The following is a 13,761-nucleotide window of genomic DNA, read 5'->3' as shown; positions in this document are numbered from 1 at the left end:
ATCATACCAAAGTGAGAAATCAAAATGCAACGATTATTACGCATTTGCAGCTTTATATTTCTGTTTTCCTTATTGCTGCTGCTTCCGGCACAGACATTTGGACAGATAACCATTTTCACTACACAGGTACCTGCCTCAACGGGTACAGACGGTGATTATGAGCTTGGCACTAAATTTACTGCCTCACAACCCGCTTTAATCCAGGCTATCAGATTTTACAAAACCGCCGGAGAAACGGGATCTCATACAGGCAAGCTTTTCTCAGCTTCAGGTACTCTACTTTCATCGGTGGTCTTTACCGGTGAAACCGGCTCGGGCTGGCAAACTGCCGTCCTGCCTTCTCCTTACCTTGTCGATGCTAATACAGTTTTTGTGGTATCTGTAAATGTCAACACAGAATATCCTATTACACAAAACGGACTTGCCGCTTCAATTACAAACGGATTTCTATCTACTGTCGCTGATGGTAACAACGGTGTTTTCAATGTCGACCCGGGACTTTTCCCGGCTCAGTCATTCAACAACTCCAACTATTTTGTTGATGTGGTCGCGGTTACACCTCCAAACTCAATCTTTACTACCCAGGTGCCCTCCGGCGAATTTAATGATGGTCCATACGAACTCGGTGTAAAGTTTTCCGTTTCTAAAGTGTCCACTATTAAAGCCATAAAATACTACAAAATGCCCGGCGAAACTGGTACACATATTGGACGCATTTGGGATATTTACGGTAGACAGCTTGGTCAGTTTACCTTTGCAAACGAGACAGGTTCCGGATGGCAGACTGTCGAAGTTACCGGTAACTACGAGATTTACCCTGAAAATGTCTATTTCGTTTCCGTTAACTCCAACACAGCTTATGGTGCGACCCAAAACGCTCTTGCAACACCTGTCACAAACGGTATAATATCAACCGTCGCTGACGGAGCCAACGGTGTTTACGGCAGCCCCGGAACTTTTCCGACCAATTCCTATCAGAATTCCAACTATTTCCGTGATATCGTTGTAGAAGAAATTTTAAATCCGTGGGTTCCACCCGTCGAGCTCTCATGGCCGATAAACGGTGCTCAGATTTACTCCAACAGTGCTCAGTTCTCCTGGTATCTCCCATGGGGTATGGGTGCGGGATTCCATTTCGACCTGCTTCTTTCAACAGACCCGAACATGGCTACCTACACTCTGTATAATCCGGGATCCAACCAGCTTTACACAGTAAATGGACTTCTCCCCGGAACCACTTACTACTGGAGAGTCAGAGTCCACAATATCATTGGATGGGTTTACAACACTTCCGTGATCGAGAGTTTTGTAACTCCTGCCGGTCCAAGTGTTCCCCTCCCTGTACTCTCGTGGCCAATTGGTAACCCGACGGTTTATACCCTTTCCCCAACGCTCTACTGGTATCACAATGAACCGGCGTTCGGGCTCTCTTACGAGGTGGAAGTTGTTCAGGGTGAACCCGCTGCCCTTACCGGCACCGCAAACATGCTGCCAACAACAAACAAATTTATTCAGTTAAACGGACTTACCCCGGGTACAAAGTACAGTTGGGCAATTCGTTCAGTTTCAGGAAGTGGTGCATCCGCATGGTCAACACCTGCTTCCTTTACAACTCTCACCGTCCCGTCTGTCGTGGTACCAACTCCGTCCTGGCCTCTCGGTGGTGCTGTCATCTATACCACCAGCCCAAAACTTTACTGGTATCTCGGAAGTGATGGTACCGGATTGACTTATGAAGTCGAGATTGTTTCCGGCAATTCTCCTTTTACTGGAAACGCTACTTATCCCAATATTACTTCCATGAATTTCCAACTTACTGGACTTGCAAACGGTACAGATTACAAATGGAAAGTCCGTTCAAAACGAGGTACTCAATATTCCAACTGGTCAGATGAGGCACTCTTCACCACTGTAGCGGGAGTTGTGAATACCCCGCCGGTGGTTCCGACACCTTCCTGGCCGGTAGGTGGTGCTACTGTTTATTCCACTTCCACTACCCTAAGGTGGTGGCTCGGAACGGGTTCCGATGGATATACTTACGAAGTTGAACTCAGGGCAGGTGCTCTGCAGGGCTCAGCTACAACCCTCGCAATATCCAATCCATACCTTGATTTACCGCTTTTGCTTGCAGGCACTACCTATAACTGGGCTGTCCGGTCACTGAAGAATGGTGTTTACTCTGCCTGGTCTGCAGGTGAATCTTTTACGACCACCGGCACAACTCCAACTGCTGTTACTCCGGTGCCTTCGTGGCCCGTTGGTGGTACAACCGTTTACACAACCACACAGCAATTGTCATGGTATATGAACTCGGCATCGGCCGGTCTTACCTTTAATTTGAGATACTCACAGTCACCCACAATGGAAAATGCAACTGTGGTTACCGGACTGACAAACATGTATTATGTACTGACAAACATGCCACAAGGTACCATCTATTACTGGCAGGTACAATCAACGGATGGAACCGTAACATCTTCATGGTCAACCAATGCTACATTCGTTACATGGTCGGGCACATGGGCTGTTACTCCTGTTACAGGTAGCCCTGTCGAAGGAATTCAACTTTCGACCTCCGCACCAGTGCTCTCATGGATTGTTCCGACAAGTGGTAACATTGCCGGTTACGAAGTTCAGTACGCTGACAATCCTGCATTTAATAATGCAACCACTCAGCCTTCGGTAACAACAAATTTCGTTGTGACATCGGGTCTTCAAAATATTACATACTGGAGAGTCCGTTCGAAAAATGCAAGTGGTGATTTCTCAGCCTGGTCAGATGTTGCATCATTTATTCCGGCATCACCAAACTCAGTAAAGGATCAAAGCATTCCGGAGAATTTTGTTCTCGAACAGAATTACCCCAATCCTTTTAATCCTTCGACCACTATTAAATTTGGTGTACCGGTGACAGGAAATGTATCCCTGAAGGTTTATGACAATCTTGGTAATCTTGTTGCCACCCTTGTTAATGATGTTAAAGAAGCCGGAACACATCTGGTTTCCTTCAATGCATCAAATCTCGCAAGCGGAATTTATTTCTACAGACTTGAAGCTGCAGGCACTTCCGTCTCAAAGAAAATGCTTCTGCTTAAGTAAATAGATTGTTGAATGTGTGCCCTCATCCTGCAACCTTGCGGGATGAGGGTTTTTTTTGCTTATAAGGACAACTACCCACTCTTCGAAAAAGATCCGGATTCCTCCAACAGTTATTAGCTTGTAATCTCGAAAAAATTTACTTAAGTTAGTTTATATTTTAAATTTTCTTGGTGGCTGAAATGAAAATGAATCATTTCCTGATCTTTTTAATCGCCCTCTCTTCTTTTCTTGTACCACAAGGAAAAGTGTACATAGTTCTTGGTTCCGATACCGCAATCTGGGACGGGATGAACACCGCCCGGTACAACTGCACCTACAATATCCAATTGTTTACAGATGTCAATAAAAATCCATATAAAGTTATGGAGCCCTCATTTAGAAATCGTTTTACCGACTCCTTCGGCACTCCTGTTAAACTGACATGGTGGATGATGGCGGGAAATATCTTCCGTTATGCGACCAATAACAATGTCCCTGTACCTAACACAATGACGCTTTGGTTGATGAAAAAATATTACGGACAGAGCATTTCGAGGTGGGGAGATGAACTTACTCTCCATTATCACACTTTTGGCTGGACTGATTACGATAATGACGGTGTTTTTTGGTGGAATCAAACTGAACAGTTTAATGAATTGAAAGATGATTTCGATGTCACCCTTGCACAGTATCTCCTCGAAGAAAATACTTTTCCCGTTTCGTTCAGAAGTGGCTGGCACTACATGGATAACGGATGGCAAAATTATCTGAATACCCTTCTCCCCTACAGCCTTCATAACGATTACCCTGCCAAGCGGACTGATCTGACGGAACCTCGCGACAACAATTTCGACTGGTCACTTGCTTCCCCCGAATTTGTTCCATTTCACCCTTCTCCTGAGAACTATCAACTTGCCGGAACCGGAAAGGGATGGAATGTAAGATCAAAGTATATGGGGTCTGTAACCACTTCAATGATGAACAATATCTTTTCAAAAGCGAATCAGGGTACCGACCAGCTTGCATGCTTCTGGTCTCACCTCCCTGAAGGGACTTTTCTCGATGAAATTGCTCATGTCGATTCCCTTGCTCACAAGGCTGCGCTTCTCTACCCAAATGTTAAGTTTCAATACTGTACAGCCGTTGAAGCATATCAACTTTGGAGAAAAGGAACAGATACAATAAAACCCGAGCTGACACTTTCAGAAGAAGTTTCGGGGATTCAGAGGAAATTTGTAATCTCAACGAACGAACCAATTTTTCAAAGTCAGCCTTTTATCGCAATCAAGGATATCTATGACCGTTATTTTGTTGCCGATTGCATTCAGACAGCACCCGGCACCTGGAAAACCGTCAACTCTTTTTTTGTTGATGATCTTTTGAAGGTTGGAACCGCAATAACCGACACAATGGGAAACCTTTCGACTGCGTTCATAAGATATAAACCCGATGATATTTTTATTGACAATCTTGACCAGGGCTACTCAGAACTGGCAGGATCCTGGTCGAATAATACTGCTGCATCCTGGGGTATCGATTCCAGAGTGGCGACCATACCACCCGGTGATTCCGCAAAAGTGAGATGGAACTTTGTCCCATCTCAATCCACCTGGCATTCGCTCCACCTGCAATTCCCCGATGTCGCCAATCAACTCGAATTGCTCGATATTCAAATGTTTAAAAACGGCTTCCCGGTTGAAAATTTTAGCTGGCAAAATAAATCACCCCGAAATAAATGGTCATATCTGACATCAAAGGAATTTGAGTCAGGTTCCCTCTACAGTTTTGTTGTTACCGGAAAGAATCCGACCTCCTCTCCGAAAACCATGTCGGCTGATGTAATCAGGATTTCTGCTAATGTCCGGAACAGATACCTTGTATGTGAAAAAACATTCCTCGATCTTGGTGAAGTAAACGAGATGGATACATTGATTTTTGACATTCCCGTCAGAAACGAAGGAATCAACAACCTCACTCTTTATTCTGTACTGTCTGTTACCGGAAAGATAAAACCGGCGATAAATTATCCGCAGACTGTCCCGGGTATGTCCCCATACAGCATTGGATTAAAATTCATTCCAACTCAAAGAGGTATACACACCGATACTGTTATAGTAATTAGCAACGACCCGGTTAACGGTTTTCTCAAAATTCCTGTGACCTTTACTGTTGTGCCTTATTTTGAAATCGTTGATGATACTGATACTCTAAATTACAGTGAGACAGGTGCATGGTATAAAAGTGTGGCTCAGGCATACGGTAACTCAAGCAGATATGCTTACATCAACACGACAACACCTCCGCCAGTGGCAACTTTTTCGTGTGTAATCCGAAAAACAGGCTTGTTTGATGTTTCCTTCATAGTTCCTGTAACCACAAACAGCGCCAACAATGCACTCTATATCGTTAAGAGGGGTGGTCTTCCAATCGATTCATTTCATGTAAATCAAAATTCAAACAGTGGATCATGGAGGACTCTCGGAAGATACGAGTTTACTGCCGGAGATAATATTTCTGTATCAGTTGTGGATTCCAGAGAGAGCACGACAGGTCCCGTGATAAGGGCTGACGCCGTCAAAATTTCAACAACAGATCCAACCGGGACGAAAGATGAAACAAATACCCTTCTTCCTGATAAGACCATGCTCTATCAAAATTTCCCGAATCCATTTAATCCGGTTACAACTATTCGATTTAGTCTCGCGGAATCGGGTCATATTAGATTGACTGTTTACAATGCTGTCGGAGAACTGGTGGCAACTCCATTGCAACAGTTTATGCAAGAAGGAGCCCATTCCTATATTTTTGATGCCTCAGGTTTGACCAGCGGAATTTACCTCTACCGTTTGGAGACAGGAAATGAAAAGCTATCAGGCAAGATGATAATATTGAGATGACACTTGATGGCTGAAAAATACGAATTTGAACCAATCGGTTTTGTTGAATCCAGACTCAAAGAGAGGTATGAAACTCCGCAACAGGGGGTTTTATCTTCAGATGATCTTTCTATCATAAACCTGGTACCTTACAAAAATTTTGAGCAGGCTGTAAAGGATCTTGATGGATTTGAGAGAATCTGGGTAATCTACATGTTTCACTTGAACAATTCGTGGAAGCCTTTTGTCACTCCACCGGGTAACAAGGGTAAAAAAGTCGGGGTTTTTGCATCCAGATCACCACACAGACCAAACAACATCGGTCTAAGTTGTGTCACTCTCGTGAAAGTGGAGGGATTGAAATTATATATTAAAAACTCCGATATTCTCGATGGCAGCCCGGTGCTTGATATTAAACCTTACATTCCTTATGCCGATTCTTTTCCTGAGTCTGAAAGCGGCTGGGTGAAAACGGGAGAGAAACCGAAGTTTACGGTGAAATTTTCGGACTCAGCATTATTAACAGGCGGAGAGATCGTGACGACACATGGAGAGAACATCTCGGGATATTCGACCGTTCAGTTGACAATGGACCCGAAGGATACCATGCGAAAAAGGATCCGTTGTGTCGAAGAAGGTCTTTTTATTCTTTCATACAAGAAGTGGGAGGTCCTCTATACAGTAAATGTTGATCTGCTGGAAGTTTTTGTGATCGAAATCCGGATCAGGAGCTGAGATAATACTCCTCTTTTGCGAGGGTATAAATCGAACATTTGATCTCCCTTCCATCGATCGAAGACTTCTCATCCAATTCTTTTGCAAGCGAGAACCCGGATTTTTTCATCAGTCCGACGGAACGGAAGTTTGCTGATTCGACGAATCCATCAATTTTGTCCAGCGACAGTTCATAGAATCCATACCTCAATACCGCAGAAAGTGCTTCTGAAGCAAAACCTCTCCCCTGATATTCGGGTAGTATTTCAAATCCAACTTCGGCACTTTTTCTGTCGTCTGAAAAATTCCAGAGACAGATGGTTCCGAGACAATTCCCGGAATCTTTTTTAGTAATAATCCAGTAAAGCCAGTTCATCCCGGCGATGCCGTTAATTATTTTATCAAGAAACTCTTCTGCTTCCTGCATTTTTGTCTGAAGTTTCCTGTCAAGATATTTCCCTACTTCGACATTGGAGCGAAGTTTGAATATGAACTCCGTGTCCTCTAATGACGGTTTTCTCAGGACTACGCGGCTCTGTTGCAGTTCGGGGAAGTTTTTCATTATTGCCCTACCGGCAGGGTTATGGTAAAGGTTGAACCCTTCCCTTCTTCACTCACTGCAGTGAGAGTGCCCATGTGTTTATGAATAAACTCCTTGCAAAGAAGCAATCCCAACCCGCTGCTCGGCTCTTTTTCCGTACCGGTTCTTCTGACTTTTTCGCCAATTCTGAACAACCGTGCCCGCAGACTTTCCGGCATCCCTATCCCGTTATCCTGAACAGAAATGGTGACGGCTTTATCTGTCGCCTCAGAAGTGATAACCACAGTCCCCCCTCTGTTGGTAAATTTGATTGCATTCGTAATCAGATTGCGAATTACGGAGCAAATCATTTTCTCGTCAGCAAAAATCATCTGAGTCCTGGCTACATTATTTATAACGGTAATTTCCTTCTGAATAGCCTTTTGGTTGACCTCAGAGATACATTGCAGAACAATCGGGTACAAACCGGTCGTTACAGGTTGAAAAGTCAGTTTTCCCTTCTGTACCAGACTCCAGTCGAGGAGATTCTCAATGAGTTTGTAGATGCTCATGGCCGTAATGTGCAACTCCCTGCTGAACCTGACTATTTCAGTCTTTTCCAAGGATTCAGCGTCCGTCGAGAGAACCTCCGTGAGTCCGAGAAGTCCATGCAACGGGCTCCGCAGATCATGAGCAATTATCGAGAAGAGTTTGTTCTTTTCAATGTCTGACTGCCTCAATTCTTCGTTTAACTGTGTCAACCGGGCTTCAGTCAGTTTCCGTTCAGTAACATCTCTCTGAATTCCGAAATGCCCCGTGATTCTTTTATCCTTATCATACATACAAATGTAATCACCTTCAATAAACATTTGGCTTCCATCGAATCTTCTCTCTTCTGTTTCAACATGGAGGTGACCCTGGTCAAAAAATTCCTTCCATACAGATTTACCATATGCAATATCATGTGCAAAAAAATCGTTTGGAGTAAGATTCAGGAACTGATCCCGCTCTGCCCCATACTGTTTCAACATTGCATCGTTAATCTTCGTTACCCTTTGATGGGCAAACACATATTCCAGCGTGGCATCCTTGTCAATATCATCGTTCCAGACTACCGGTTCGTCAAGCATCATAAAGAAAAAACCGTCGAGAGACTGTGAGAAAAACATCTCAAGCTTTTCCTCACTCTCCTTTAGAGTCTCTATTATATCCTTGACCCCCCCCGATTTGTTCATTTTTTCTCCAATGGTAAATGTTTTTTTAAAAGATTTAGGATATCCTGCCTGAAAAAAGGCTTCGAAATGTAGTCATCACAACCCGCTGCAAGAAATTCCTCCATGTCACCTTCGAGGGCATATGCTGTCATGGCAATCACCGGAATTCCCGATACTCTTGGATCTGATTTTACGATGGTAGCGAGTTCAACTCCCGTCATTCCACCGCCAAGATTTATATCAGCCAGAATAAGATCAAATTGACCAATCTCCAACATCCCGAGCGCAGCCTCACCCGAGTCAGCAACATCCACAAAATATTGCACCTTTAAATGCTCTCTGATTATAGTGGAGTTTAACACTTCATCTTCCACAATCAAAATTCTGTATTTTTTCGCCGGGTCCGTTTCAACACCGGAAATAACTTTGTCAGCCCCCTTTTCGAATTTTTCAGGAAGTTGGGGAAGGAACCTCTCAACCTGGACCGGGAACGACAGTCTAAATATGGAGCCGGTTGAGTCACTTTTCAACAGGATTAAATCTCCACCTGTTATCTCCATCAGTTTCTTCGAAACAGAAAGCCCAAGGCCGGTCCCTTCATACATCCTCCCCTGACCTTCACTCGCCTGTCGAAAGTTTTCAAATATTACATCCTTCAACTTGTCAGGGATTCCGATACCTGTGTCTTTTACAAGAATTTCAACTGTTCCGGAGGAGACGGGGAATTTCGGGATATGGATCTCAATTTTCCCTTTTTCTGTAAATTTTATTGCGTTGTTCAGAATATTGTGAAGCGCCTGTTCAAGGGTATTTTTGTCCTGAATGATAACGGGTCGATCACGAGGAATCTGTAATTCGAGTTCCAGTCCTTTGTCGCGGGCTATTAGGGTATAGAATCTGGCTGTTTTTTTCATCAATTCAACCAGATCGAACGATTCAGATTTTGCAATCACTTTTCCCGACTCCAGTCTCGACATATCCAGAATCAAGTCCATCGTAGAGAGGAGTCTTCTGCTTCCAAAGATGATCTTTTCCACCAGTTCCCTAATGTTCTGATCGATATTCTCGTGATAAATCAACTCCGAGTAACCCATGATACTCACCATAGGTGTGCGTACTTCATGACTCATGTTTGCCAGGATGCTGGTTTTAACTCTTGCAGCAGTCTCGGCTTTTTCTTTTGCCTGGGTGAGAGCGAACTGCACTTTTTTGATTTCATCAATATTCTGGATAAAAGCGAGAAACTGATTATCGGTAAGTTTCACTGCACTTACGAGGCAATACATTTCCTTCCCGTTTTTCAAGCGAAGATTCAATTCACCTGAATGATGCCCGGATTTTTTCACATTTTCGACCATTTGAAGAGCGGGCGGGTAAACATCTTTCTCGAGAAACTGAAATAATTTGTTGTTGATTAACGATTCTCTCTCAACCCCGAACATTTCGCACAGACTATTATTAATTTCCAGAAAATGACCTTCTTCATCCACGATAAAAATACCAATGGGAGCGGATTCAATATAGCTTCTGAATTTTTTTTCATTCGCCTTTAAGCTGTCTGCCTGCTCCTTTATTTTCGTGATATCTGTAAAAGTAACAAAAACCTGATACGGTGTTGTTTCACCCGGATAAAACTCGGGCACTGCATCTATCTCGACCCATCTGTAACTGTCTTCAATCGGGTGGTAAACCCCCATAATTACATTTCTTACCGGCTTGCCCGTCCTTCGCGCCTCCACAATGGGGTGTGTATCTCCGGGGAAATCACTTCCATCCTCGTGGATTGCGCGCCATCTCGGATCCATGGAAGTCCTTCCCTGAAGCTGTTCAATAGTCAGCCCGAGTATCTCTTCCGCAGCAGGATTGGCCACAACAATTTCACCTGCTGCATTCTGGTAAAGTACGCCTTGATTCATTGACATGAACAGTGTTTCATAGTTGTGTTCAGTCTCCTTAAGTACCTCCTCCATCCTTCTTCTGTGGGGGTGTGAATCACTCTGAGGGTCAATTTCCAGTTCCCTTAACCGGCGCCTGAGTCTTTCATTTTCGGCTTCAAGACCGGCGACCAGTTTATTCAATTCATCGAAGGATTCTTTCATATGATCTATACCTTGTTGCGGTAAATTAAGACAGTTGGCTGCAAATTAAACTGAATTAATTTGACACTAAATTGTAAAAATTGTTCATGTCAAAATCAAAAAAAAACAACTTAAGAATTGCTTTAATATCAAAATTTTTTATCAGTTAAATTTAATCATTTTTTTTGAAACAAAACATCAGTTTGGCTCATTCACAGATTTAAATCGAAGTTGTGTGATTTAACCTTACAAAAGAAAAAAGATATAATTTGTGTTTGGTCTGATTATTGTGTATTATACAATTTGAATCGGTATAAATTATTATATTAAATTACATTTGTACTAAAACTTTTAATCCAACGAAAGCATTTGGTCAAAAAAGTGTCCAATATTCCAAAAGCCGGGAGAACCAGCAATAATCTCAAGGCAAAAATAAACTTCCATATTGCAGGCATCGGTGCTTCTGCCGGAGGGTTTGAAGCTCTTGAACAGTTTTTCCAGAACATGCCTGTCGATTCAGGAATTGGTTTTGTGGTCATTCAGCACCTCGATCCGAAATCAAAAGGAATGATGCCTGAACTTCTTCGTAGAATTACCAAAATGAAGGTTGTGGAAGTGAAGGAAAGCATGCCGGTCGAGCCGAATGTGCTTTACACAATCCCCCCCAACACCGTCATGTCTGTCATGAATGGAATTCTTCATCTTTTTGAGCCACCGGCCGATTCAGGCGTTAGATACCCTATTGATACTTTTTTTGCTTCTCTTGCAAAAGACAATGGATGTAATTGCTCCGGAACTATTCTCTCTGGAATGGGAGATGATGGTGTAAAAGGTGTTGCAGAGATACAAAAATCGGGTGGATATGTTCTTGTGCAGGACCCCGCATCGGCAAAATATGATGCCATGCCCTCGAACACAATTGAAACTCTGGAACCCGATGTGGTGGATATCCCGGCAGCTTTACCTGCCAAATTGCTTGAACTTTTGAAAAAAAACACCAGAAGACAAAAACTCCTCTCAATCGACAAATCATCTTTCCAAAAGATACTTCTTTTACTCAGATCAAGTACTGGCACCGATTTCTCCGGCTATAAAAAAAACACTCTCTACAGACGCATCGAAAGACGGATGTCAGTGCATCAGATCACCAAAGTGCAACAGTATATCAAGTTTCTAATGGAGAATAACACCGAAACAGAAATACTTTTTAAGGAAATTCTTATAGGTGTTACTTCTTTCTTTAGAGATTCAGCAACTTGGGAACATCTCAGGGACAGAATCCTGCCTGAAATTCTAAGCACCTCCTCCACACCTGATGTGATCAGAGTTTGGATTCCTGCGTGTTCCACCGGTGAGGAAGCGTATTCTCTGGCAATTATCTTCAAAGAAGCGGTTGAAAAGATCAGACCCGACAGACACTTTATTCTTCAGATATTTGCCACTGACCTCGACTCCGACTCGATTGATCACGCTCGCAAAGGGACATTCCCGCTCACAATTGCTGAAACTGTATCACAGGTCAGACTCGACCGTTTTTTTATAAGAGAGAATTCAGGCTACAGGGTAAGGCCCGAAATAAGGGAAATGATCATTTTCGCCGTACAAAATGTGATCTCAAATCCTCCGTTCACTAAAATTGACCTTCTGCTTTGTAGAAACTTCCTCATATATATCGAGCCGGAATTACAAAAAAAACTCCTGCACCTCTTTCATTACAGTCTGCAACCGGGAGGGATTCTACTTCTTGGTAATGCTGAATCCATCGGTAACTGTCATAACCTTTTCGATACTTTGGAACCGAGATTCAGGCTTTTTATCAAAAAAGGAATCACCCAACCTGCTGAAGTCCTTGAAATTCCTGCCGGAATCACTTCAAAAAAAACTGGTCAAAACAAGACCGGCTCATCTGCAGTTCAAACCGATAATTTTCAATCGGTCGTGGAGCAACTGCTTTTAAAGGAATTTGCTCCTCTCGGCCTTTTGTTAAATCAAAGTGGTGACATCCTGTATATCAGCGGCAGATCAGGTCAGTTTCTCGAACCTCCCACCGGAAAGGTGAACTGGAATATATTTGCAATGTTGCACGAACGGTTGAGAAGTGATTTTTCCATACTGTTCAGAAGAGCACTTCAATCAGGGAACAAAGAAACCGCGCTCGATATCCGGTTCCAGAATGATGGAGTCAACAGATCCGTGGATATGATTATACAGCTTCTTCAGAAACCGGAACAGTTGTTTGGCCTGGTGCTTGTTGTCCTGTCAAGTAAAATTGTTCCAATTGAGATTCAAACCAACATATCGGTACAGGATAAAGAAAACATCCTCGAGTACGAACTGCAAAAAGCGCGAGAGAATCTGCAATCGCTGCAGGAGGAAATGCAGACATCACAGGAGGAACTGAAATCATCAAATGAGGAATTGCAATCGACAAATGAGGAATTGCAGTCGACTAATGAAGAACTTACTACCTCCAAGGAAGAGATGCAAAGCCTGAATGAGGAACTTCAGTCTGTGAATCTGGAACTCCAGATGAAAGTTGATGAATATTCGCGCATCAACAACGATATGGAAAATTTACTCAACAGCACCGAAATCGCAACTATTTTCCTCGACAAAAACCTGAATATCAGACGGTTCACACAACAGGCAACTAAAATAGCAAAACTTATTCAATCTGATATTGGAAGACCCTTTACAGATCTTACTTCCGAAATTAATTACCCGGAACTGGCACATGATGCCCGGGAAGTACTCAGATCTCTGATTTTCATCGAGAAACCGGTTGCATCACTCGATGGAAGGTGGTTTAATGTCCGGATAATCCCCTACCGTACATTCGATGACCGGATTGACGGGCTTGTGATTACATTCACAGACATCACAAATATAATGCTCCTGAAAGAGGGATTCAGAGAAACAAGTCAGGTATTGGGAAACCTGATCAAATTATCAAAATCAGTTGCTTTTGCTATTTCACCGGCTGGAAAAATTCTGGAGTTCAATGAAGCAGCAGAAAAACTCTTCGGCAAATCAAGAACTGAGGTAATAGACAGAAACTATTTCGAGATGTTCGTCCCGGATGATTTGAGATCCGCTGCCAAGATAGAAATGCTCTCAAAATTCGCTGAAAAAAATCCGGTCTCCCTTACCAATTTTGTCACAGGAAAAAACGGCGAGAACATTAGAGTTGAGTGGTCGTTTAGTAAAATGTACGATGAAGAAGGAAAAGTTTCCGGTTTGATAGCGACAGGGATTAACATCACCTCGTAGAGGTGAGAAAG

7 protein-coding genes are annotated in these 13,761 nt (G+C 43.1%); 4 read left to right on the top strand and 3 right to left on the bottom strand.

Annotated features, from left to right (window positions below):
- Positions 1-24: 24 nt before the first annotated feature.
- The 3 genes from J0L60_00215 to tsaA all read left to right on the top strand — a co-directional run bounded on the left by J0L60_00215 (position 25) and on the right by tsaA (position 6,689).
- Positions 25-3,099: a DUF4082 domain-containing protein gene (locus J0L60_00215; protein MBN8544528.1), complete on the top strand. Its 3,075-nt coding sequence runs from the start codon at positions 25-27 to the stop codon at positions 3,097-3,099.
- 179 nt (positions 3,100-3,278) lie between these two features.
- Positions 3,279-5,975, top strand: coding sequence for a T9SS type A sorting domain-containing protein (locus J0L60_00210; protein ID MBN8544527.1), 2,697 nt, complete (start codon positions 3,279-3,281; stop codon positions 5,973-5,975).
- A 6-nt stretch (positions 5,976-5,981) separates the two neighbouring features.
- Entirely contained in the window at positions 5,982-6,689 is a 708-nt protein-coding gene (tsaA, locus tag J0L60_00205; GenBank protein ID MBN8544526.1) for a tRNA (N6-threonylcarbamoyladenosine(37)-N6)-methyltransferase TrmO, read from the top strand.
- Here the strand turns inward: tsaA and J0L60_00200 are convergent.
- The 3 genes from J0L60_00200 to J0L60_00190 are packed head-to-tail and all read right to left on the bottom strand — an operon-like array spanning position 6,679 to position 10,501.
- On the bottom strand, positions 6,679-7,230 hold the full coding sequence (locus tag J0L60_00200) for a GNAT family N-acetyltransferase (GenBank protein ID MBN8544525.1): 552 nt from the start codon (positions 7,228-7,230) through the stop codon (positions 6,679-6,681). The two genes, tsaA and J0L60_00200, sit on opposite strands and share 11 nt — an antisense overlap.
- Positions 7,230-8,423: a PAS domain-containing sensor histidine kinase gene (locus J0L60_00195; GenBank protein MBN8544524.1), complete on the bottom strand. Its 1,194-nt coding sequence runs from the start codon at positions 8,421-8,423 to the stop codon at positions 7,230-7,232. The genes J0L60_00200 and J0L60_00195 overlap by 1 nt, the downstream gene beginning before the upstream one ends.
- Positions 8,420-10,501, bottom strand: a complete 2,082-nt coding sequence (locus tag J0L60_00190) for a PAS domain S-box protein (GenBank protein MBN8544523.1) — start codon at positions 10,499-10,501, stop codon at positions 8,420-8,422. Before J0L60_00190 ends, J0L60_00195 begins: the two co-directional genes overlap by 4 nt.
- Positions 10,502-10,849: 348 nt before the next feature.
- On the opposite strand from J0L60_00190, the gene J0L60_00185 reads away from it, so the two are divergent.
- Positions 10,850-13,750: a PAS domain-containing protein gene (locus tag J0L60_00185; GenBank protein MBN8544522.1), complete on the top strand. Its 2,901-nt coding sequence runs from the start codon at positions 10,850-10,852 to the stop codon at positions 13,748-13,750.
- The last annotated feature ends 11 nt before the right edge of the window (positions 13,751-13,761 follow it).

Source organism: Ignavibacteria bacterium, from assembly GCA_017302895.1.
In the GTDB taxonomy this organism is placed as follows: domain Bacteria; phylum Bacteroidota; class Ignavibacteria; order Ignavibacteriales; family Ignavibacteriaceae; genus UTCHB3.
Note: the sequence above shows the minus strand (reverse complement) of the source record. Positions and strands in the feature narration are given on the sequence as shown.

Bases quoted from the DNA above. Each gene is read 5' to 3' on its own strand.
- J0L60_00215 (MBN8544528.1), top strand. From the start codon at position 25: ATGCAACGATTATTACGCATTTGCAGCTTTATATTTCTGTTTTCCTTA.
- J0L60_00210 (MBN8544527.1), top strand. From the start codon at position 3,279: ATGAAAATGAATCATTTCCTGATCTTTTTAATCGCCCTCTCTTCTTTT.
- tsaA (MBN8544526.1), top strand. From the start codon at position 5,982: ATGGCTGAAAAATACGAATTTGAACCAATCGGTTTTGTTGAATCCAGA.
- J0L60_00200 (MBN8544525.1), bottom strand. From the start codon at position 7,230: ATGAAAAACTTCCCCGAACTGCAACAGAGCCGCGTAGTCCTGAGAAAA.
- J0L60_00195 (MBN8544524.1), bottom strand. From the start codon at position 8,423: ATGAACAAATCGGGGGGGGTCAAGGATATAATAGAGACTCTAAAGGAG.
- J0L60_00190 (MBN8544523.1), bottom strand. From the start codon at position 10,501: ATGAAAGAATCCTTCGATGAATTGAATAAACTGGTCGCCGGTCTTGAA.